The organism is Mycolicibacterium fluoranthenivorans (genome assembly GCF_011758805.1).
GTDB lineage: Bacteria > Actinomycetota > Actinomycetes > Mycobacteriales > Mycobacteriaceae > Mycobacterium > Mycobacterium fluoranthenivorans.
In genome coordinates, this window is sequence record NZ_JAANOW010000001.1 from 1,695,804 (window position 1) to 1,717,036 (window position 21,233).

The window sequence follows — 21,233 nt, forward strand, 5'->3', positions numbered from 1 at the left end:
GGTCAGGCCAGCCAGCCTTGTTGCAGGTCCCAGGCCGGGCCGGCCGGTGGGGCGTCGTCGCGGGTCACGGTCGCCTGGATCAGCCCGTAGGGCCGGTCGTCGGCGTTGAACACCTCGTTGTTGTTCTCCAGCCCGAACGGGGACAGGTCGTAGACGAAGTGGTGTTTGTTGGGTGCCGACAACCGCACCTCGGCGATCTGCGGGTGCTCCTCCAGCACGGCGCGCCCCATGTGGAACAGCGTCTGCTGCAGTGCCAGGGACTGGACCACCGCGAACTGCGTGATCAGGGCCGTCTTGATCTGGCCGTACACCGTCTCCCAGTCGACCTCGGTACTGGTGAACCGCCACTGGGCGACCAGCGAGGTGGCCATCACCCGGTCGTGGGTCGGTTCCAGGATGGTGTAGGGATCGCTGAGGAAGCCGGCGAACTCCGATCCCGTCGATTTCAGGACGATCAGATCCTTGAGGCCGCCGACGACGTACTCGCTGTCGGCGTCCACCGTGATGGCGGCGGTGCGGACCTCCTGGCCTTTGCGGATCCAGGTGTGGTCGTGTTCGGCGCCGTCCACAATGGCGCGCTCCCAAGCGTATTCATCGATCTCGATCCGGGCGGCCTGCACCGGCGCGACATCGTGCACGAAGTGCCGGGCCAGGGTCAAACCGTAGTCCTCGATGGACAGCAGGCCTTTCTCCTTGGCGTAGGCGTAGGCGGTCTGCTTCTGCGTATCGGTGGGCAACACGTCGGACTGGTCGCCGACCAGGTGCGCCGCGGTGAAATCGCCACGCAGGCAGGTGGATACGTTGATGTCGTGGATCTCGTGGCGGGGTGTGTCCCGGTAGATCCGGACCACCCGGTTCTCGGCCTTACCGTACTGATTCTTGCCCAGGATGATTTCCGACATCGTCAACTTCCTCGGTAGGTGGAGTACGCGAACGGTGAAAGCAGCAGTGGTACATGATATTTGGGAACACCGTCGGTGACCTCGAAGGCGATGACGACCTCCGGGTAGAAGCTGGGTGTGCCGGCGAAGTAGCCGGCGGTGTCGAAGGTCAGCCGGTACACACCGGGCGCCAACCCGGCGGCCAGCTCCGCCACCCGGCCGTCGGCGTCGGTGCGCGCGGTGGCCAGCACGGTACCGGCGGTGTCGGTGAGCGTGACGGTGATACCGGCGGCGGGCTTGCCGGCCACGGCGTCGAGGACATGGGTGCTCAGGTGTGTCATGCCGACGATCCTGACGCCATCAGGCCGGCTCGCTCAAGAGCCGCTCCAGCCGGAGCCGGTTGATCTTGCCCAGCTCATTGCGCATCACCCGACGTTCGGTATCGGGATCGTTGTCCAGGCGCTCAGTGAGTATGCCGAGCAGTTCCTGGGCCGTTCGTCCACTGGCGCACACCAGGTAGACGTAGCCGAACTTGTCCTCGTAGGCCCGGTTGCCTTCGGCCAGAGCCTGTTTCACCTCATCGTCGGCGGCGGCCACGCCGGCCTGCTCGCGCGCGGACGCGGCATTGTCCACTTTGCCGCCGATCCGCGGATGTCCGTCCAGAGCCGCGTCGATCTCGGCGTCGGGCAGCTCGGCGAGCACCCGGTCGGCACGATCGAGCAGCGCCTGGGTGTCCGGGAACGGTGCCCCGGCGAGCACCCGGCGGGCCCAGATGGTCGAGCTGCACACTTCGAACAGGGCGTGCATGCGTTGTCGGTCGGTCAGCATGTTGAAGCCGTCCAGGCCGATCGCCTTCACGACAGTTCGTTGAAGCGGCTGAACCGCGCCGCGGCGATCGGGTTGGCGTCGGCCACCAGATCGCTGAACCGGTAGTTGGCGATCTTGGCGACCTCGATCAGCGCGAACGCCTTCTCGGCGGAATCGGAGTTGTCCATCCGGGACCAGCCGTTGCGCAGCACCCGGTCGAAATGCTCGGTCTCCTTGGCGCAGATGATCAACGGGAAGCCGAAGTGCTCGCGGTACGCGGTCGCCAATTCCACGACGTCATTGTGGTCGGACTCGTCGAGATTGGACAGCGCCACGTGGTCGACGGCCAGGGCGTGTCCGGTCTCGTCCTCGGCGCCCAGATCGTTGAACGCGTTGAGCAGTTCGAGCTGCTGCTCGGACGAGCCGGTGAGCACGGCATCCTGGAAGGCTTCCCGCAGCGCCAGGGTGTCGGCGAAGGGGCGCTGCTGGTAGGCCCGCTCAACCGCCCACGGCACGTCCTGGACCACATGACCGAACACCTCGGTGAACCGCTCCGCGGTCATGGCGTTCACCTCGGTCAAGGTGATGGATCCGCCACCGGCCACCCGGGGCCCGCGCGAACCGGTATGGAAGAACACGATGTTGAGCACGATGGCAGCCACCGCGCCGATGCTGATCCCGCTGCCGAAGATGAGATCCAGGCCGGTGGGCATCGCCTTGGCGATATCGGGGTACGAGGTGACCCACAGTGCCAGCGCCAGGCTGGTGGTGACGATGATCAGGTTGCGGTGGTCGGTGAAGTCGACCTTGCCCAGTGTCTGGATGCCCACGACGGCGACGGTGGCGAACAGCGTCAGCGCCGCGCCGCCGAGCACCGGGTTGGGGATCGACGCGACCACGGCGGCGACCTTGGGCAGGAAGCCCAAGATGATCATGATGACACCGGCGGCAGCCACCACCCAGCGGCTCTTGACGCCGGTCAGTCGCACCAGGCCGACGTTCTCGGAGAACGCGGTGTAGGGGAACGAGTTGAAGATGCCGCCGATGGCGGTGGCCACCCCGTCGGCGCGCAGCACGTTGCCGATATCGGAGGCCTTGATGCGCTTGCCGACGATCTCGCCGGTGGCGATCGTCGAACCGGTCGACTCCACGGCGGTGATCAGCAGCACGATGATCATGGTCAGACACGCGACGAAGTCGAACTTGGGCATGCCGAACAGGAAGGGCGGTGTGAAGCCGAACGCGGCCGCCTGGCCCACCTTGTCGAAGCTCATATCGCCGAGCAGGAAGGCGACCGTGCAGCCGATCACCAGTCCGAGCAGCACCGCGATGGTGGCCACGAACCCGCGGAACAGGCGCTGGATGGCGACGATGATCGCGATGGTGCCCAGCGCGTAGAGGAACCACCGGATGTTCGTCGGGTCGGTCTTGTGCGTGTGCGGATTGGTGACGGCGTCCATGGCGCCGACCGGGACCAGGCAGAGTCCGATGATGGTGATCAACGTTCCCGTCACCACCGGCGGGAAGAATTTCAGCAGTTTGATGAAGATCGGCGCGATGAGGAACGTGAAGACACCGGCGACGATCACCGCCCCGTACACGTACAGCAGACTGGCCGCGCCGCCGCCATGGGCCAGCCCGATCGCGATGATGGGGGACACCCCGGCGAATGTGACGCCTTGCAGCAGCGGTAGCCGGACCCCGACCTTCCAGAACCCCACCGCCTGGATGATCGAGGCGATCCCGCAGGTGAAGAGGTCGGCGGTGATGAGTTTGACCAGGTCTTCGGCCGGTAGGTTGATCGCGCCGGCGATGATGATCGGGACCAGCACCGCGCCGGCGTAGAACGCCACCACGTGCTGGAAGCCGTACAGCGCAAGCTTGGGGACCGGCAGCACCTCGTCGACGGGGTGCGTGCGCTTGGCTTGCGGCTTTTTTGTCGGGGCCGTCATCGTTCAAGAATCGTTCACGTTCACACTGTTCGCATGTCGAGTTCTCATGTGGCCGCCGGCGTACTGCTGGCCGCCGGTGCGGGAACTCGGTATGGAATGCCGAAAGTACTTGCCGAACAGGGGAGTTGGCTGAGCGCGGCGGTGACGGCGCTGCGCGACGGCGGCTGCCGGGACATCGTCGTCGTGCTGGGGGCGGCGGTGGTGCCGGTGCCCGCGCCGGCGCGCGCGGTGGTGGCCGACGACTGGGCCGACGGGCTCTCGGCATCGTTGCGTGCGGGGATCAGGGCAGTGGACGCCGAGCTGGCGGTCATCACACTGGTGGACACCCCCGATATCGGTGCGGACGCGGTACGCCGGGTGCTGGCCGCGGCCGCCGAGACGGGGCTCGCCCGGGCGGTGTACGCGGGCCGGCCCGGTCACCCGGTGGTGATCGCGCGCCGGTTCTGGCCGCAGATGCTGGCCGCCGCGCACGGGGACACCGGGGCGGGCCCGTTCCTGCGGGGACGCGCCGATGTGGTCGACGTCGAGTGCGCCGACCTCGGCACCGGCGCCGATGTCGACGAGCCTTAGAGCAGGCCCAGTCGTTCCACCGCGGACCGCTCGTCGAGCAGCTCGGCCACCGAGGCGTCGATGCGGGCGCGGGAGAACTCGTTGATGTCCAGGCCCTCGACGATCTGCCAGGCGCCGTCGATCGCGCGGACCGGCAGGGAGGCCACCACACCCTCGGGGATGCCGTAGACGCCGGGTGACGGCAGCGCGACCGACGTCCAGTCCGCCGGGTCGGTGCCGTCCACCCAGTCGCGGACGTGGTCGATGGCGGCGTTGGCGGCCGACGCCGCCGAGGAGGTGCCGCGTGCCTCGATGATGGCGGTGCCGCGGGTGGCCACCGTCGGGATGAAATCCTTTGCCAGCCAATCAGTGTCGGCGGCGAACTCGGCACCGGGATGGCCGCCCACTTCGGCGTGGAAGATGTCCGGGTACATGGTCGGGGAGTGGTTACCCCACACCGTCACCCGGGAGACCTCGGTGACGTGCACCCCGGCGTGGGCGGCCAGCGCGGCCACCGCCCGGTTGTGGTCGAGTCGGGTGAGCGCGGTGAATCTGCTCGCCGGGATGTCGGGTGCGTGCGCGGAGGCGACCAGGGCGTTGGTGTTGGCGGGATTGCCGACCACCACGATGCGCACATCGCTGCCCGCGCCGGAGTTCAGGGCCTTGCCCGCCTCGGCGAATATCGCGGCGTTGGCGGCCAGCAGGTCGGCTCGTTCCATTCCCTTGCTGCGCGGCCGCGCGCCCACCAGCAGGGCGACGTCGACACCGTCGAAGGCGCGCACGGGATCGTCGTGGATCTCGATGTCGACCAGCAGATCGAAGGCGCTGTCCACGAGTTCCATCACCACACCCTCGGCGGCCCGGATCGCGCCGGGCAGTTCCAGCAGCCGCAGGGTGACGGGCACATCGCGGCCGAGCAGAGCGCCGGCGCCGATGTGGAACAGGGCGGCGTAGCCGATCTGGCCGGCGGCGCCGGTCACCGTGACGATCTTGCTCACGTGTGCACCTCCAGGCCGAGCACCATCTCCGCGTACCGCCGGACGGTGTCCTCCGACATCACGGCGGCATCCTCGAAGCCGGGGCGGCCGCGGCTGTGCAGATATCCGGTGACGGGGTCGAGGACGACTTCGGCGAGCAACTCGCCGGTGGTCGGCTCGCACACCGCCCAGGTGTAGCGCGTGTCGTCGGCCCAGCCGTCCTCGGCGTCGTGCACGTAGTCCAGGTCGACCTCACCGAGGTCGGCCAGCGCCGGCCGGTCGTCGACCCGGTCATCGCAGCGCAGACCGCGCAGGTACCACTGGCCGTTGTTGATCTCTACCGGCTCCATATGACTCCCCAGAATGCCGAATGGCCACGTGTGGCACAGGATTCACCGGAATCCGTGCCACAGGTGGCCACTCGGCTGATGCGAATTACTTGATTTCGGCGATCACGGTGCCCTGGGTGATGGCGGCACCGGCTTCGACGGCCAGCCCGGTGATGGTGCCGTCCTTGTGCGCGGTGACCGGGTTCTCCATCTTCATGGCTTCCAGCACCACGACCAGGTCGCCGGCGGCGACGGTCTGGCCCTCTTCGACGGCCACCTTCACCACGGTGCCCTGCATCGGAGCGGTGACCGAGTCGCCGGACGCAGCCGTGGCGCCGGAGGCACCCCGCTTGCGCGGCTTGGGCTTCTTACGGATCACCCCGGCCGCGGCGCCACCGCCGCCGCCCAGGGCGAGATCGCCCGGCAGCGAGACCTCGAGGCGGCGTCCGCCGACCTCGACGACCACCTTCTGGCGGGGCAGGTTGTCTTCCTCATCCAGCGGTTCGCCGGCGGTGAACGGCTCGACGGTGTTGTCCCACTCGGTCTCGATCCAGCGGGTGTGCACATCGAACTTCTCGCCGTCACCGATGAATGCCGGGTCGCTGACGACGGCACGGTGGAACGGGATGACGGTCGCGAGGCCTTCGACATGGAATTCAGCGAGGGCTCGGCGACTTCTGGCCAGGGCCTCTTCGCGGGTGGCACCCGAGACGATCAGCTTGGCCAGCATCGAGTCGAACTGCCCGCCGATGACGGAGCCGGTCTCCACACCGGAATCCATGCGTACGCCGGGGCCGGTCGGCGGCTCGAACTTCGACACCGGGCCGGGGGCGGGCAGGAAGCCGCGACCGGCGTCCTCACCGTTGATCCGGAATTCGAAGGAGTGCCCGCGCGGGGTCGGATCCTCGGTGATGTCGAGGGCTTCGCCGTTGGCGATCTTGAACTGCTGCAGCACCAGGTCGATACCCGAGGTCTCCTCGGTGACCGGGTGTTCCACCTGCAGGCGGGTGTTGACCTCGAGGAAGGAGATCAGGCCGTCCTGGCCGACCAGGTACTCGACGGTGCCCGCACCGTAGTAACCGGCCTCCTTGCAGATGCGCTTGGCCGACTCGTGGATCTCCTTGCGCTGCGCGTCCGTCAGGAACGGCGCGGGTGCCTCTTCGACCAGCTTCTGGAAGCGGCGCTGCAGCGAGCAGTCACGGGTACCGGCGACGACGACGTTGCCGTGGGTGTCGGCGATGACCTGGGCCTCGACGTGGCGCGGCTTGTCGAGGTAGCGCTCGACGAAGCACTCGCCGCGGCCGAAGGCGGCGACGGCCTCACGGGTGGCCGACTCGAACAGTTCGGGGATCTCTTCGAGCGTGCGGGCGACCTTCATGCCGCGGCCGCCACCGCCGAAGGCGGCCTTGATGGCGATGGGAAGGCCGTACTCCTTGGCGAAGGCGAGGATCTCGTCGGCGTCCTTGACCGGGTCCGGGGTGCCGGGCACCAGCGGGGCCTGGGCGCGCGCGGCGATGTGCCGTGCGGTGACCTTGTCGCCGAGATCGCGGATGGACTGCGGGCTCGGGCCGATCCAGATCAGGCCGGCGTCGAGGACGGCCTGGGCGAAGTCGGCGTTCTCCGAGAGGAAGCCGTAACCGGGGTGGATCGCGTTGGCGCCGGACTTGGCGGCGGCGTCGAGGAGCTTCTCGAACACCAGATAGGACTCAGCCGAGGTCTGGCCGCCCAGAGCGAACGCCTCGTCGGCGAGCCGCACGTGCGGCGCGTCGGCGTCGGGCTCGGCGTAGACGGCCACGCTGGTCAGCCCGGCGTCCTTGGCGGCACGGATCACACGGACAGCGATCTCCCCGCGGTTGGCGACAAGCACCTTGGAGATTTTCGAGCTGGCGTGACTGGGCACTGCGCCTCCTGATGGCAGGTATCTCTAAGAAACGTCTTTAAGAATCTATCGGGCGAAGTGTATGCGTCCAATTCCGGGGGTGGCGAGTCGGCACCCCGAAAAATTGTCAAGCCACCGTTGCCATTTCGGTAAACACATGTAGTTACTGACGAGTACGTTGACCTGCTGCGCAGGTCGGCCCCGATACGACGCTGGCGGCGCCCGGTCGGGCACCGCCGGCACGGGGTGACGACAATCAGGCGAACAACGACGGGATGCCCTGCATCGATGCGACGGGTTCCACGCCCAGGGCATTGGCGAGCAGTGACGGTGCCACGTCGAGCACATCCACCTCTTTGCGCGACGGGTCGGGTGCGATGCCGGCGCCCGCGGCGATCAGGATTCCCTCCGGGATGTGGTAGCCGGTGTTGATGCCGCCGATCCGGGGTTGCCGGGTGAGGCCGAGCTTCTCCGGCGGGGCGACGACCTCGCCCGACTCGCCGTTGCCGGGGCGGAAGCGCAACATGGCGGAGTCTTCGCAGCCCAGCATGTAATCGATGCCGAAGGTCACCGTCTTGCCCTCGACCCGGATACGCGCGAAGAGCGGGCCCTTGCCTTCGACGGACACCGACGCCAGCGGCGGCCCCGCCGCGCGGGCATCGTCCTCGGTGTCGAACACCAGCGACACCATCGGATACATCGCCAGCCCCGGGCCGAGGGGGCGTAGCCCCAGCGACTCGGCGAGCAAGGTGTAGTCCTCGACGACGTGCATGTGGTCGCTGAGTTCGGGAACCGCGACCGGCCCCTGACCCATGCTCGCCGAGACGACGAGCATCGAGTCCGGGTTCTTGGCCAGGTATTTGCGTATGCGTCCGATCTGCCGGTCGGCGATGTCCATCGCCGCGATGATGAAGCTGCCGTACACGTCATCGGAGGTGTACTCGAACCGCTCGGTGTAACCGGGCATGCCGTCACCCCAGAAGCGGTGCATCATGCCGGCCACGTGGTTGGTGAAGAACACGCTCAGGCGCGGCTGGTGCGTGCGGTGCAGTTTCCAGAACAGGTCGAAGCTCAGTGGCGCCTGCATCGCCGAACGGAACGCCTTGTAGCGGGGGTCGACGCGCTCCTTGACCAGATGGGTGCCCAGCGTGGCCATGGAGCGCGGGGTCAGACCCTGGCGCACCAGGGTGGCCGCGGTTGCTGCCAGCGCCTTGGGGTGCATGGCGGCGTCCGGGGAGAACCCGTTCTCGCCCGTCATCGCCAGGTTGAACGTCTGGAAGGTCTCCAGGGTGGGCGGAAACGTCTTGGCATCCCGGCTGAACGTGTCCGGGATATAGAAGCCGCCGTGCCGGAACCGACGGGCCGGCCAACTCTGCATAGGGCCGAACACGCCGACCGAGAGGCCGGCGCTCTCGGCCACGTCCCAGATCGGTTCGCCGCGGAACGTCGTCGGGTCCTGCCCCAGGTCAAAGGAATTGTGGTCGTAGGTCGACATGTGCAGCGTCGGCCACGTGCGCCACGGTTGCAGGCCCTGATGCTCTTCGCGGTCCTCGTGTACGGTCGTCAGCGATTGCCCCTCCCGCAGGAGCGTGGCGATATGTGACTCCGGGCGCCTGTTGACGTAGATCTCCACGACATCCCACGGGACCTCGTTGAGTTCGTACAGGATGACGTCTCTGTGTTGCCGGTCCATGAAGGCGGGGACCTTTCGTGATTGCTTCCTCGTCTTGTGTCCGGCTGTTGCCGTAGGCGGGCGGCATCTTTGCCGAACCTGCGCTCATGGAGCATTCTGGCATGACGGAAGCGTCAATGTTGCCACTCGCTGTGTATTTCATGAGCAGCCGCACAGTACGGGCTTGGCGCGCCGGCTGGGGACGAGGGGCTCAGCGAAGCCGAGTCACGCCGTCTGCAGGCGCCGTTTGATCCGGGCGAGCATGGCAGACATCCCGCGCAGGCGTAGCGGGCTGATCAACGCGGCCAGCCCCAGATCGGCGTAGAAGTCGTCGGGCACGGCCAGGATGTCGGATGCCGACTGGCCGTCCAGCCCCGCCGCGAGGATGGCGGCGAAGCCCCGGGTGGTCGGGGCCTCGGCCGGTGCGCTGAAGTACAGGCGCACGGCGTCCCGGTCGGCCGCGTCCACATCGAGGAACAACGGTGACTGGCATTCGGGAACCGGCTCCATCGCCGCCTCTTCGAGGTGGGCGGGCAGGGGTGGCAGCTCATTGGCGAACTCCAGCAGCAGCGCAAGCTTGTCCTGGCCCGTCATCTCCTGGAACTCGGCGACCACCTCGGCGAGCGCGGAGGGCATCGCGCTCATGCCGAACCGGGCTCTTCTCCCACCGCCACCGGCACCCGCACGGCGTTACCCCATTCGGTCCACGAACCGTCGTAGTTGCGTACCCCGGGCAGCCCCAGGAGGTGGGTCAGCACGAACCAGGTGTGGCTGGACCGCTCGCCGATGCGGCAGTACACGATCGTCTTGTCGTCGGCACCGAGGTGACCGTAGAGCTTCTCCAGTTCGGCGCGGCTGCGGAACCGACCACTCTCATCGGCGGCCTTGGCCCAGGGGATCGACACCGCCGTCGGGATGTGGCCGCCGCGCAGGGCGCCTTCCTCCGGGTAGTCGGGCATGTGGGTGCGCTCGCCGGTGTACTCCTGCGGGGACCGGACATCGATGAGCGGCTGGGTGCCCAGCGCGGCGAGGACATCGTCGCGATACGCCCGGATGGGGCTGTCATTGCGTTCGACCGTCGGATATCCGGTGGTCTGCTTGGTGGGTACCTCCAGCGAGGTGTCCCGGCCGTGCGAGACCCACAGGTCGCGGCCACCGTCGAGCAGGCGCACGTCGGGATGCCCGAAGAGGGTGAACACCCAGAGTGCGTACGCGGCCCACCAGTTGCTCTTGTCGCCGTAGATCACGACGGTGTCCTCGCGCGAGATGTCCTTGCGGTTCATCAGGTCGGCGAACTGGGCGCCATCGATGTAATCGCGGACGGTCGGATCGTTGAGGTCGACGTGCCAGTCGATCTTCACCGCACCCGGGATATGGCCGGTGTCGTAGAGCAGCACGTCCTCGTCGGACTCGACGATGGCGAGCCCGGGGCGGCCCAGATTGGCCGAGAGCCAGTCAGCGGTGACCAGGCGTTCCGGGTGGGCATAGGCGGCGAGGGCAGGATCGGGATCTGCGGCTAATGGCACGGTCCGAGCCTACTCACGCAGCGTGGCGCGCGGGAGGACAGGCCTGATCCAGGCGGGCCGCCGACAGTGGCCCGGGGGACTGCCCGAAGTCGTCGTCCTCTCGTGCCGCGCACCGGTGGGCGGTCGGCTCACCGGTGCGGCCGGCGGTCAGGGCACAATGGGCGGCCATGGGCGTGAGAGTGATCCGAGTAACAGGTGCCGGGATCGCGGCGGTGGCGACCTGCGCGGTGATCGCCGCCTGTACCAGCACGGTGCCCGGGCAACCCGCCGCCAGTGGCACGCAGACGACGACCAGCGGCGCCCCCGGTCAGCCCGCGAGCGGCCCGCGGGTGGCCAAAGAGGCGCTGCAGAAGGTGGTCGTCGATCAACTCGCCCGCTCCGGGGTGACCCCACAGTCGGTGGCCTGCCCGCAAGATCTGATCGGCCAGGTCGGGCAGTCGGTCCGCTGTGACGTCACCGTCAGCGCGGTGAACAGTTTTCAGATCGCCATCGCGGTGACGGGCGTCAAAGGCAGCGAGGTGAACTACGCGATGACACCGTCGGTGAGCAAGAGCCAGCTCGCGGTGTCGGTCGCCGACATGGTCAATCGTTCGACCCAGACCGCCCCGGACTCGGTGAGTTGCGAATCGGACCTGGACGGCAAGGTGGGGGCGACGGCGTACTGCAATGTCACCGTTGCGGGGGCGGCCACCCGACAGGCGGTGGTGGTCACCAAGGTGCAGGGCCTGGCGATGGACTACGGGCTGGCGACGGCCCAGGGGAGTGATCCGGCGCAGCCGCCGACCGGCACTCCGCCGCCGGGGCCCGGTGGCGGCCCGGTGCTGGCGCCCAACGGTGGCCTGGGCGCGACCCTGCCCAAGGCTGTCGCCGAAGGCGCGCTGCTTGCCCAGTTGCGGCAAACCGGCCAGGTCCCGGACTCGGCCAGCTGCGCCGGTGACATGCCCATCTCCGTCGGTGCCACCCTGCCGTGCACCGCGGTGACCGCGGGCCGGGGACAGAACTACCTGCTGGTGGTGGCTTCCGTGGTGAACGGCAGCGCCACTTTCAAAGTGCTTCCAGCACAGTAATTTTCAGCTGTGCTGTGGCGCCGGATTGGCGGTCCACAGGTGCGCCACGCTCAGCCCCAACCGCGCCAGCATGGTGCGCAGCAAGGGGAGGCTGAGGCCGATCACGTTCGACGGATCACCCTCGATGCGGTCCACGAACCAACCACCGAGACCATCGAGGGTGAAGCCGCCCGCCACCCAGAGTGGCTCACCGCTGGCCAGATAGGCCTCCAGGTCGGAGGGCTCGGGGTCTGCGAAATGCACTGTGGTGGAGGCCGTCTGGACGCCCCGGCCGACGACCTGGCCATCGCGCACATGCAGCACGGTATGCCCGGTGTGCAGGATTCCGGGACGGCCCGCGCAGGACTGCCACTGCGCCCTGGCTGCCTCGATGCTGCCGGGCTTGCCGCGCAGTCGGCCGTCGACTTCGAGCATCGAATCGCAACCGATCACCACGCAATCCGCGGCCGTCTCGGCATCCAGCGATCCGGCCACCCGGTCGGCTTTGGCGCTGGACAGGGCCAGCACCACCTCCGCGGCGGGCGCGCCTGGTAACGACGCCATGATGGCGTCCTCGTCGACATCGGAGACCAGCACCAGCGGTTCGATGCCTGCGTGCCGGAGTACCCCGAGCCGGCCCGCAGAGGCCGAGCCCAGGACAACTCGCGTCATCGCCGCATGTGTTGCCGCTCCAGCAGCGTGATCCGCTGCCAGCTGTGCACCGTGTAGCGCAACCGGTCGACCGGGTGCCCCCACAGGTCGATGGCGGCCGGGGTGGTGTCCGCGGGCCCACCGCCCGCCGCGGAGAGCACGCCGATCAGTGCGGCGAGCTCTTCGGCGGTCGGGTTGCCCTTGAGTACCTTGATGTGCGGCTCGTGGTTCGTGGCTTCGTTCGCGTCGCTCACCGCAGCAGAATCGTTCGCGCCGCTCACCGCAGCAGAATCGTTCGCGCCGCTCACAGTGGAATGTTCCCGTGCTTCTTCGGCGGGACCGTGCTGATCTTGCGTTCCAGCAGCCGCAGCGCGGTGGCCACATAGCCGCGGGTGTGCGACGGCGGGATGACCGCGTCGACATAACCACGCTCGGCTGCGACGTACGGGTTCACCAGGGTGTCCTCGTAGTCCTGCTGCAGCTCCAGCCGCAGCGCGTCGACGTCCTCGCCCTTGGCGGCGGCGTCCTTGAGCTGGCTGCGGTACACGAAGCCCACCGCACCCGAGGCGCCCATCACGGCGATCTGCGCGGTCGGCCATGCCACCACCACGTCGGCGCCCATGTCCTTGGATCCCATGACGCAGTACGCGCCGCCGTAGGACTTACGGGTGATCACGGTGACCTTGGCGACCGTCGCCTCGCCGTAGGCGTACAGCAGCTTGGCGCCGCGGCGGATGATGCCGTTGTACTCCTGGTCGGTACCCGGCAGGAAGCCCGGCACGTCGACCAGCAGCACGATCGGGATGTTGAAGCAGTCACACGTCCGGATGAACCGGGCCGCCTTCTCGGAGGCGTTGATGTCCAGGCAGCCGGCGAACTGGGTGGGCTGGTTGGCGACGATGCCGACGGTGCGGCCGTCCACCCGGCCGTAGCCGATGACGATGTTGCCCGCGTACCCGGCCTGCACCTCGAGGAACTCGTCGTCGTCGAGGATGCGCGAGATGACCTCGTGCATGTCATAGGGCTGGTTGGGCGAATCCGGGATCAGCGTGTCGAGCTCGAGATCCTCGGCGGTGAGGTTGTCCTCGATGGCGCCCGGGTGCGGCGGCGCCGGGAAGCGCGGCGGATCGGCGTAGTTGTTCGACGGCAGGTAGCTCAGCAGATCGCGGACGTAGTCGAAGGCGTCCTGCTCGCCGGAGGCGACATAGTGCGCGGTACCCGACTTGGCCATATGGGTGTGTGCGCCACCGAGCTCCTCCATGGTGACGTTCTCGCCGGTGACGGTCTTGATGACGTCCGGGCCGGTGATGAACATCTGGCTGGTCTGGTCGACCATGACGATGAAGTCGGTCAGGGCGGGGGAGTAGACGTGCCCACCGGCCGCGGCACCCATGATCAGCGAGATCTGCGGGATGACGCCGGAGGCCAGGATGTTGTTGCGGAAGATCTTGCTGTACAGGCCGAGCGAGACCACACCCTCCTGGATGCGGGCGCCGGCGCCGTCGTTGATGCCGATCAGCGGGCGGCCGGTCTTGATGGCCAGCTCCTGGACCTTGACGATCTTCTCGCCGTACACCTCGCCGAGGCTGCCGCCGAACACCGTGGCGTCCTGGCTGAAGATGCACACGTCGCGGCCGTCGATGGTGCCGTAACCGGTCACCACACCGTCGCCGACCGGCCGGTTCTCGGCCAGCCCGAAGTTGGTGCTGCGGTGCTTGGCCAGCGCGTCGAGTTCGACGAACGACCCTTCGTCGAGCAGTGCCAGCACGCGTTCGCGAGCGGTCAGCTTGCCCTTCGCGTGCACCTTCTCGACGGCTGCCTCGCCGACGGGGTGCTTGGCCTCCTCGGCGCGCTTGCGCAGGTCAGCCAATTTGCCGGCGGTGGTGTGGATATCGATTACGTGCGGGGCGGCCGGTGCGGGAGGATCGGTAACGCTCGTCATGGTCCCGATATTAACGGTTCCCTAAGAACGCGGATAGTTGGGTGCGGTTTGGGCGTTTCACGCCGGCTTGCCACAGAGCTCCGGTTTTGTAGGGTGGCTGCCATGGTGGGCGCCAACTGGCCCGTTCACCTGGAGAGGAACGCCCACGTGAAGGCTCAGCGCCGCTACGACGGAGTGGATGGACCCCGCGTGGTCATCGCTCACGACTACCTGACGCAACGTGGTGGTGCCGAGAAGGTCGTGTTGTCGATGAGTCGGGCCTTCCCCGATGCGCCGATCTACACGTTGCTCTACCACCCGGCCGGTACCTACCCCGAATTCGCCGATCGCGATGTGCGGGTCTCGCCGCTGAACCGGATCCCGGTGTTGCGCAAGCACCACCGCGCGGCACTGCCGCTCCTGCCCGCGGCGGCCTCGTCGATGTTCGTCGACGCCGACGTCGTGGTCACCAGCAGCAGCGGCTGGGCCCACGGGTTCCGCACCAACGGCGCCAAGCTGGTGCACTGTCACACACCGGCGCACTGGCTGTACACGACGGACATGTACCTCAACGACGAGGGCGACGGGCTCAAACGCGCGCTGCTGAAGGTCGCCGGGCCCCCGTTGAAGGCATGGGATCGCCGCGCCGCGGGGACGGTCGACCGGTATCTGGCGGTCTCGACGATGATCAAAGACCGGATCCACGACGTCTATGGCATAGATGCCGACGTCTTGCCCTCGCCGGTCGCGATGCGCACCGACGTCGAGGTGGAACCGGTCGGCGAGGTCGAGCAGTGGGCCACCGGTGACCAGCCGTTCTATCTGTGTGTGTCCCGGCTGTTGCCGTACAAGAACGTCGACAAGGTGGTGCGGGCATTTGCCGGCAGCGACCGTCGGCTGGTGGTGGTGGGCCGAGGCCCCGAGGCGCGCCACATCGAGCAGATCCGTACACCGAACGTGGCGCTGCTATCCGACCTGACCGATGCGCAGATGGCCTGGCTGTACCAGTCGTGCCGGGCGCTGATCGCGGCCAGCTACGAGGACTACGGTCTGACGCCGATCGAGGCCGCGGTCTGGGGCAAACCCGCCGTGGTGCTGCGTTGGGGTGGATTCCTGGACACCGTGGTCGACGGTGTCACCGGGACATTCTTCGATGAGCCGCAGGCCGATTCGATCGCCGCGGCGTTGGACCGATTCGACGCCCAGAGCTTCGATCCGCAGGTCATCCGCAAGCACGCCGACCAGTTCACCGAGCAGCGCTACGCCGAACGTCTTCATGAGGCGGTCGACGCGCTCGTCGCGCGATGACGAACACCCGGCCGCCGGGTGCCGGTGCGATTGCCGACTCGCAGCGACGACCCCGGGCATGCGGCCGACGGATCGGCGCACCGGTCGCTATGGTTGACGCGATTCGTCGACAAGGAGCAGTGATTCATGTTTCGTGAACCGGCTTCGGCAGATCCGGCTGATATAGCCCGGAAGAAGGCCGCCGCTCCGGCGCTGAGGATGGCCCCGGAGTCGGAATGGGTTCTCGACGAGAACAACCGAGTGATCCAGTACAAGATGCAGGGCATCGGCTTCGTTCCGAAGGCGAAGAACCGCATCGGCGAGTTGGTGTTCAATCTGTTGATCACCTACATCCCGTCGCACGCCATCCGGCTTGGGTTTCTGCGGTTGTGCGGGGCCAAGATCGGCAAACACACCCACATTCTGCGCGGCACCACCGTCCTCGATCCGGCCTATCTGACCATCGGTGACGGGGTGGCCATCGGCTTCCGCTGCATGCTGGACGCACGCGCCGGCATCTATATCGGCAACCAGGTCACCATCGCCAGCGATGTGCAGATCATCGGTGGGGGCCACGACGTCAATCACCCGGACTTCCTGCCGGTGCCGATTCCGACGGTGATCTGTGACTACGTGTGGATCGCCAGTCGGGCGATGGTCCTGCCGTCGCTGATCGGCCGCGGCGCGGTGGTGGCCGCGCAGGCGCTGGTGACCAAGGACGTCGACGAGTTGAACATCGTCGGTGGGGTGCCTGCCAAGGTGATCGGCAAACGGGATCCAGACGTGCTGCTGTACACCAACACTCGCCGACCCCCGCCGTTCTACTGATGGGGCGTGTGCTCGGTGGTTCGCTGCACGACCACCGCCTGGTCTTCGTCGCCCCCGACGAAGGGCAGACCGCAGTAGGCGACTACGCCCAGGACCTGGTGGAGGCGCTGCGCCCGCATTTCGGCGAGGTCGTCGAGGAACGCACCGCCGGCCCGGGCATCGACACCTTGGCCGACGTGCGCCGGCATCGGGCCCGGGTGCGCACCTTGGTGGCCGACGGGCCCCCCGGCCGGACCCTGGTGCACGCCGAGTTGTCGACCGGGGTGATGCCCACCTTCTGGGCGGTTGCGGGCCTGTCCGGAGTGCCGGTGACCGCCACCATCCACGATCCGCCCCAGGGTTTGTGGTTCCTGGCCCGGCCGCGGTTCATCGCCAAGTCACGGTTGCTCACCCACGGCATCCACTACCCCTTGCGCCCGTTGTCGCGGGCCATCGAGGGCCGGGTGTACGGGGAACGGACCCTGATCGCGCTGACGGAGAGGGGGCGACAGTCGATCGAACGTACCTACCCGCGTACCCGCACCGCCTATATCCCGCATCTGGTGCGGGAGCGGCCTGTCATCGCGCCCGCCCAGGAGCGTCCGAAGGCAGTCGGATTCTTCGGATTCGTCTATCGCGGTAAGGGTTTCGAGCAGATCGCCGAGATCCGGGCCCAACTGCCCGACGATATCCTGATCCGGGTTGCCGGCCGCGGGACCGAGGACCTGCCCCGAGCCGACGGTATCGAGATTCTCGGCGGGGTCGACGGTGCCGCCGAGGACGCCTTCTTCGCCTCGGTCCGCGCCATCGCACTGCCGTACGGCAAACGCCATTTCTACGCCGAGACCTATCCCGCCTCCGGGGTGGTGGCGCACGCGATGGCCTACCGCACGCCGGTCGTCTGCACCGGTTACGGGTCGCTGGCCGAACTGGACCCCGAACACGGCGTGGTGGTCGTTCCGCCGGGAGCCGATCCCGGCCGGTTGGCGACCGAGGTCGGCACGCTCCTGAACGACGAAGCCCGGCTCACCGAGTTGGGTGTCAACGCCGACCGGACCCGGCAGGAGCGTTCGCCAGCGCGCACCGCAGAGGCGTTCGTGGCGGTCTGGCAACAACTCCTCGACGGCAGGTCGGCCGGTGTCTGAGACGGGCGAACCCGTCGTCCACAAGCCGGGCACGCAGCATCTGACCCACGCCTTGTGGGCGGCGTTCTGGATGTACGGCGGCCGCGCCGGCGGGATGGTGTGGACGCTGGCGCTGGTCGGTCAGCTGGGTATCGCGGACTACGGCAAGTACGCCATGGCCTACGCGGTGTACTCACTGATCGGGTCGCCGATCGACAACCTGTTCGTGGTCCGGTCGGTACGGGAGTCGGAGGAGCATTTCCTGTCCGACCGCGCCACCCGATATCTGCTCGGCGTCGGCTTCATGGCGGTCGGTCTGGCGCTGCTCGAGGTGAACTACGTCGCCGCGTTCGGTCTGTTCGTCTCCGGCGGAGAGTTGACCTTGAAAGCCTGGGAGAGTCGCACGCTGCGCGACGGTCACCCGCACAAGGCGGCGCAGATCGATACCGGGCGGCAGTTCGCGAGCGTGGTACCGGCCTGCATCTACCTGTTCGCGGTACCGCACCCCACCTTGCAGATCGCGACGTCCATCCTGGTCGCGCCGTACGTGCTGACCGCCCTGTGGGTGGGACCCATCGCATTGCGGCATCGCCCGGGAATCCCGGGCTCACCGCGGCTGATCGCCATCCTGGTCGGCGAGACGTTCGCGATCATGGCCGGCGTGCAGGGTGATCTGCTGCTGCTCGGGTGGCTCACCAACAGCACCACCGCCGGCTATTACGGCATCTGCACCACGGTCACCCTCGCGATCGTCGCGGTCGGGCAGACCTTCGGCATGTCCTACAACCAGGCGCTGCGCGACGGCGACGGTCACGTGTCGGCCGGCCCGCCATTGAAGGCCACGGTGCTGCTCGGGGTGGCGGCCGGACTGCTGGTGCTGCTCACCGGTCTGGTCATGATGGTGGTCCCCGCGGTGCCGGAGGAGCTGGCGGTCGCGATGACCATCATGTCCCTGTTCTGCGCGATGCGCACGATCAGCACGGTGTTCCAGGCGGTGCTCTACAACCAGCATCGGGACGGCATCCGGCTGATCGCCAATTTCAGTATTGTCCCGATCAGGCTGGGCTTGGTCGCCCTGCTGGTGGGGGCCGGAGCGGTCGGCGCGGCCATCGCCGCCGTCGTCACCGACGCCCTGCTGTTGGCCATCTATGTTCGCGTGCTGTACCGGAAACCGGTGGCATGATCCCAGATAAGACGAACCCCGACAGAGCGACCGCCTGTTTCCTGCTGTCCAAGGACCCGGTGGCCGACCACGGCGGCGACGTCGAATTGTCCCGTCTGGTCATGGAACTGGCCGCCCAGACCTTCGAGGTGTCGGCGATCTGCCTGTCCCACGAACCGGCGGGGACGCTGGCCTTCGAGGGGGTGCCGCTGGTGCGGGTGGCCAAATCGGGTGTGCAGCCCCTGCGCCTGCTCCTCGATGTCGTGCGGACCCGGCGGAGTCTGGTGCACGCCCGGTTCGACAATGACGACCTGGTCGCGGCGATAGACGCCGCCGGTGCGGACATCTACGTTGCCGAGCACAGCTATATGGCTGAATCCTTCTTGCGCAGCTCGCGGGTGGGAAAGTCGCGGTTCGTGGTCAACACCCACGTGAGTGAATCACTGGTGTGGCGGGCGACCCGGGGGGCGCTCGGCCGGCTGCAGGTCGGGAGGTTGCTCCACGACGAACTGAGGGTGGCGCGGGCCGCCGATGCGGTGGGTACCTTCGACGCCGAGGAAGCGCAGTTCTATCGCTCCCACGGGGTGCGGGATGCGCGCTGGATGGACATCACACTGCCGCCGGCCATGCAGGTCGCCGTCGCCTCGACACCGCGTCGGCTGGTGTTGATGGGCACCCGGGACTGGCCGCCCAACCAGGAGGCCTTCGAAGAGGCACTGCGGCTGTGGCCGCGGATCGCCGAAGGGATCGACGGCGCCGAGTTGTGCGTGATCGGCGCCAAGGCGGCCAACGCCCCCGAGCCCCAATATCCGCCCGGGGTACGGGATCTGGGCTTCGTCGACGACCTTGCCGGCTTCCTCGGGACCTGCCGGGCGATGATCGCGCCGATCCGCACCGGCGGGGGAGTGCGGGTGAAGATCCTGGATGCGGCGCGCATGGGGCTACCCGTGGTGGGGACCACCGCAGCCGTCGGCTCCCTGGGGGAGCTGTTGGGGCTGGGTGTGTTCGACGGGGACGCGGCCTTCATCGAGCAGTGCCGAAAGTACTTGCTGGACAACGCCGGAGCTGCCGAGGCAGGTGACCGGCTGTACCGACTCAACCAGCGATACTGGACCGACCACCGGCCGCACCGGGCGGTCGCCGAGCTATTGGGCGGTCGTAGCGGGTAGTTTCGGCTGTTGTGCCGCAACAGGTTTCGACAGCGGCGCGGCTGCCTTGGGTGAGTCGAGTGCACCCGCTTTACGTTGCTCGTCGGCGTATTGCAGGAATGTCAAGAAGAACGTGTACATGAAGGCCATCTGTGCGATCACCACGACCGGGTGGTCCAGGTTCAGGGCGATGATCGAGAACGCCATGAACACACCGCCGAAGAACGCGTACGGCAGCGAGTCGCTTCGGATCAGTTTGGCGGCCACGACGCACCCGATGATGATGACCGCCACGAAGGACAGACCGGCGACGAGTCCGCCGCGGTGTACCGCGATCAGCGGTGCGTTGGACACGAAGTTCTCGGTGAATGCGTACGGTCCGTCTTTGAACTCACGCAGTGACCAACCGCGCCCGAAGATCCAGTGGTCACCCAGGCGCATGGGGAATTCGCGGATCGCGGCGATGCGGTCCGATGCACCGGCGTCGTTCTCGCCCAGTGAGCCCGTCAACCGTTTTCGGACCGCCGGGATCGACATCGCGGCCGCGGCCGCGATGAACAGGGTGGCGACGATCACCTGCCGGTCGCGGGACCGCATCTTGTGGAAGATGAAGACCAGAGCGACTCCGACCAGGACGCTGGAGAGCGCCGCGCGGCTCAGCGTCAGCACGATGCACACCGACAGCAGGCTCATCAGCGTCACCCGTTGCCATCCGGTGAACAAGATGGCGGCGAGCGCGATACCGATCACCAGGCCGATGCCGGCGGCGTTGGGGTCCGCCCACATTCCACCCAGGCGTTGGAAGGTCTCGCTACCCTGGCCGACGTCGAACCGGCCGCTCTTGGGCAGCGTGTGGGTACCGCCGGTGATGTAGAACCGGTCGGCGGCGTAGTAACCGATGATCGAGAACGGCGCGTAGACCCATTTCGTCGTGCCCTGCGCCACGGCGATGGCGCCCATCACGCCGCTGAACGTGCAGGAGTAGACGACGGCCTTGCCGATCCCTCTCAGCTGGTCGTTCGGGAGTGCCAGCAGGACGAACATGAAGCCCGTGGCGATGCCCCATTTGGCGAAGTCCATGATGTTCACGGGCGCGGAGAACGTCACGATCATCGACAGTCCGGACATCAGGATCAACACCAGAACGGCCGTCATCAGCGGCGATCGCCGCCGCACTGCCCGCGGATACAGCAGGAAGGCCAGCACGGACCCGCATCCGAGCACCAGGTAGATCGGCAGGTGCACGCCGGGGAAGTACCCGAAGGGAAACGCGGTGACGAAGATCACCGTGCCGTAGTACAGCCACAGCGGATGACGCATCCCGATGTAGACCGCCACGATCAGGGCCAACAGGCCGGCGATCGCGATGACCGCAGGTTTGCCGCCCAATGCGACGGCAATCGCGGCCAGCGGTCCCAGCACACAGGCGGCAACCCCCGCACCAATCTCAGTTCGTGAATATGCGGGCAGCTTCAATGTCGATTCATCTCCTGCCAGATCTGCGGTCCCCCTCGC

The 21,233-nt window shown here is 67.4% G+C and carries 21 protein-coding genes; 7 read left to right on the forward strand and 14 right to left on the reverse strand.

Annotation, left to right across the window (positions count from 1 at the left end):
- Positions 1–2: 2 nt before the first annotated feature.
- From pucL to FHU31_RS08360, 4 genes are read right to left on the reverse strand one after another with little or no spacing between them, the layout of a single operon-like run.
- Positions 3–902, reverse strand: a complete 900-nt coding sequence (pucL, locus tag FHU31_RS08345) for a factor-independent urate hydroxylase (RefSeq protein WP_167157383.1) — start codon at positions 900–902, stop codon at positions 3–5.
- A 2-nt stretch (positions 903–904) separates the two neighbouring features.
- Positions 905–1,222, reverse strand: a complete 318-nt coding sequence (uraH, locus tag FHU31_RS08350; RefSeq protein WP_167157385.1) for a hydroxyisourate hydrolase — start codon at positions 1,220–1,222, stop codon at positions 905–907.
- 19 nt (positions 1,223–1,241) lie between these two features.
- Positions 1,242–1,709 carry a 2-oxo-4-hydroxy-4-carboxy-5-ureidoimidazoline decarboxylase gene (gene uraD / locus FHU31_RS08355; protein WP_208410655.1) on the reverse strand — a complete coding sequence of 156 codons (468 nt, stop codon included), beginning with the start codon at positions 1,707–1,709 and terminating at the stop codon, positions 1,242–1,244.
- 26 nt (positions 1,710–1,735) lie between these two features.
- Positions 1,736–3,640, reverse strand: coding sequence for a PbuX/PucJ/PucK family nucleobase permease (locus FHU31_RS08360; protein WP_167157389.1), 1,905 nt, complete (start codon positions 3,638–3,640; stop codon positions 1,736–1,738).
- Positions 3,641–3,673: 33 nt separating this feature from the next.
- Between FHU31_RS08360 and FHU31_RS08365 the strand changes: the two genes are divergently transcribed.
- A complete protein-coding gene (locus FHU31_RS08365) occupies positions 3,674–4,210 on the forward strand; it encodes a nucleotidyltransferase family protein (RefSeq protein ID WP_167157391.1) in 537 nt (178 codons plus the stop codon).
- Here FHU31_RS08365 and FHU31_RS08370 read toward each other — a convergent pair.
- The 6 genes from FHU31_RS08370 to FHU31_RS08395 all read right to left on the reverse strand — a co-directional run bounded on the left by FHU31_RS08370 (position 4,207) and on the right by FHU31_RS08395 (position 10,572).
- A complete protein-coding gene (locus tag FHU31_RS08370; RefSeq protein ID WP_167157393.1) occupies positions 4,207–5,187 on the reverse strand; it encodes a malate dehydrogenase in 981 nt (326 codons plus the stop codon). The genes FHU31_RS08365 and FHU31_RS08370 overlap by 4 nt on opposite strands.
- Positions 5,184–5,516 carry a hypothetical protein gene (locus FHU31_RS08375; RefSeq protein ID WP_090355912.1) on the reverse strand — a complete coding sequence of 111 codons (333 nt, stop codon included), beginning with the start codon at positions 5,514–5,516 and terminating at the stop codon, positions 5,184–5,186. Before FHU31_RS08375 ends, FHU31_RS08370 begins: the two co-directional genes overlap by 4 nt.
- Before the next feature lie 85 nt (positions 5,517–5,601).
- The gene (locus FHU31_RS08380; RefSeq protein ID WP_167157394.1) at positions 5,602–7,395 is read right to left on the reverse strand and encodes an acetyl/propionyl/methylcrotonyl-CoA carboxylase subunit alpha; all 1,794 of its coding nucleotides are present in this window, start codon (positions 7,393–7,395) and stop codon (positions 5,602–5,604) included.
- A gap of 235 nt (positions 7,396–7,630) precedes the next feature.
- Entirely contained in the window at positions 7,631–9,067 is a 1,437-nt protein-coding gene (locus FHU31_RS08385; RefSeq protein WP_167157396.1) for a hypothetical protein, read from the reverse strand.
- Positions 9,068–9,271: 204 nt separating this feature from the next.
- A complete protein-coding gene (locus FHU31_RS08390; RefSeq protein ID WP_167157399.1) occupies positions 9,272–9,691 on the reverse strand; it encodes a SufE family protein in 420 nt (139 codons plus the stop codon).
- Positions 9,688–10,572 carry a sulfurtransferase gene (locus FHU31_RS08395; protein ID WP_167157401.1) on the reverse strand — a complete coding sequence of 295 codons (885 nt, stop codon included), beginning with the start codon at positions 10,570–10,572 and terminating at the stop codon, positions 9,688–9,690. Before FHU31_RS08395 ends, FHU31_RS08390 begins: the two co-directional genes overlap by 4 nt.
- A gap of 167 nt (positions 10,573–10,739) precedes the next feature.
- Here FHU31_RS08395 and FHU31_RS08400 point away from each other — a divergent pair, with 167 nt between their 5' ends.
- Positions 10,740–11,639, forward strand: a complete 900-nt coding sequence (locus tag FHU31_RS08400; RefSeq protein ID WP_167157403.1) for a DUF4333 domain-containing protein — start codon at positions 10,740–10,742, stop codon at positions 11,637–11,639.
- A 3-nt stretch (positions 11,640–11,642) separates the two neighbouring features.
- Here the strand turns inward: FHU31_RS08400 and FHU31_RS08405 are convergent, their stop codons facing one another.
- The 3 genes from FHU31_RS08405 to FHU31_RS08415 are packed head-to-tail and all read right to left on the reverse strand — an operon-like array spanning position 11,643 to position 14,211.
- Entirely contained in the window at positions 11,643–12,290 is a 648-nt protein-coding gene (locus FHU31_RS08405) for a Maf family protein (RefSeq protein ID WP_167157405.1), read from the reverse strand.
- Positions 12,287–12,523 carry an acyl-CoA carboxylase subunit epsilon gene (locus FHU31_RS08410; RefSeq protein ID WP_263987901.1) on the reverse strand — a complete coding sequence of 79 codons (237 nt, stop codon included), beginning with the start codon at positions 12,521–12,523 and terminating at the stop codon, positions 12,287–12,289. Before FHU31_RS08410 ends, FHU31_RS08405 begins: the two co-directional genes overlap by 4 nt.
- Before the next feature lie 50 nt (positions 12,524–12,573).
- Positions 12,574–14,211 (reverse strand): acyl-CoA carboxylase subunit beta, encoded by a 1,638-nt coding sequence (locus tag FHU31_RS08415; protein WP_167157409.1) that lies wholly within the window; start codon positions 14,209–14,211, stop codon positions 12,574–12,576.
- Positions 14,212–14,313: 102 nt separating this feature from the next.
- On the opposite strand from FHU31_RS08415, the gene FHU31_RS08420 reads away from it, so the two are divergent.
- From FHU31_RS08420 to FHU31_RS08440, 5 genes are all read left to right on the forward strand, one after another.
- Positions 14,314–15,498: a glycosyltransferase gene (locus tag FHU31_RS08420; RefSeq protein ID WP_167157411.1), complete on the forward strand. Its 1,185-nt coding sequence runs from the start codon at positions 14,314–14,316 to the stop codon at positions 15,496–15,498.
- A 126-nt stretch (positions 15,499–15,624) separates the two neighbouring features.
- Positions 15,625–16,305 carry an acyltransferase gene (locus FHU31_RS08425; protein WP_167157413.1) on the forward strand — a complete coding sequence of 227 codons (681 nt, stop codon included), beginning with the start codon at positions 15,625–15,627 and terminating at the stop codon, positions 16,303–16,305.
- Complete coding sequence (locus FHU31_RS08430) at positions 16,305–17,429, forward strand: glycosyltransferase family 4 protein (protein WP_167157415.1); 1,125 nt, start codon at positions 16,305–16,307, stop codon at positions 17,427–17,429. The genes FHU31_RS08425 and FHU31_RS08430 overlap by 1 nt, the downstream gene beginning before the upstream one ends.
- A complete protein-coding gene (locus FHU31_RS08435) occupies positions 17,422–18,591 on the forward strand; it encodes a hypothetical protein (RefSeq protein ID WP_167157418.1) in 1,170 nt (389 codons plus the stop codon). Before FHU31_RS08430 ends, FHU31_RS08435 begins: the two co-directional genes overlap by 8 nt.
- Entirely contained in the window at positions 18,588–19,739 is a 1,152-nt protein-coding gene (locus tag FHU31_RS08440; RefSeq protein WP_167157420.1) for a glycosyltransferase, read from the forward strand. The genes FHU31_RS08435 and FHU31_RS08440 overlap by 4 nt, the downstream gene beginning before the upstream one ends.
- Here FHU31_RS08440 and FHU31_RS08445 read toward each other — a convergent pair.
- The gene (locus FHU31_RS08445) at positions 19,716–21,140 is read right to left on the reverse strand and encodes an O-antigen ligase family protein (protein ID WP_167157422.1); all 1,425 of its coding nucleotides are present in this window, start codon (positions 21,138–21,140) and stop codon (positions 19,716–19,718) included. The genes FHU31_RS08440 and FHU31_RS08445 overlap by 24 nt on opposite strands.
- Positions 21,141–21,233 lie beyond the last annotated feature (93 nt).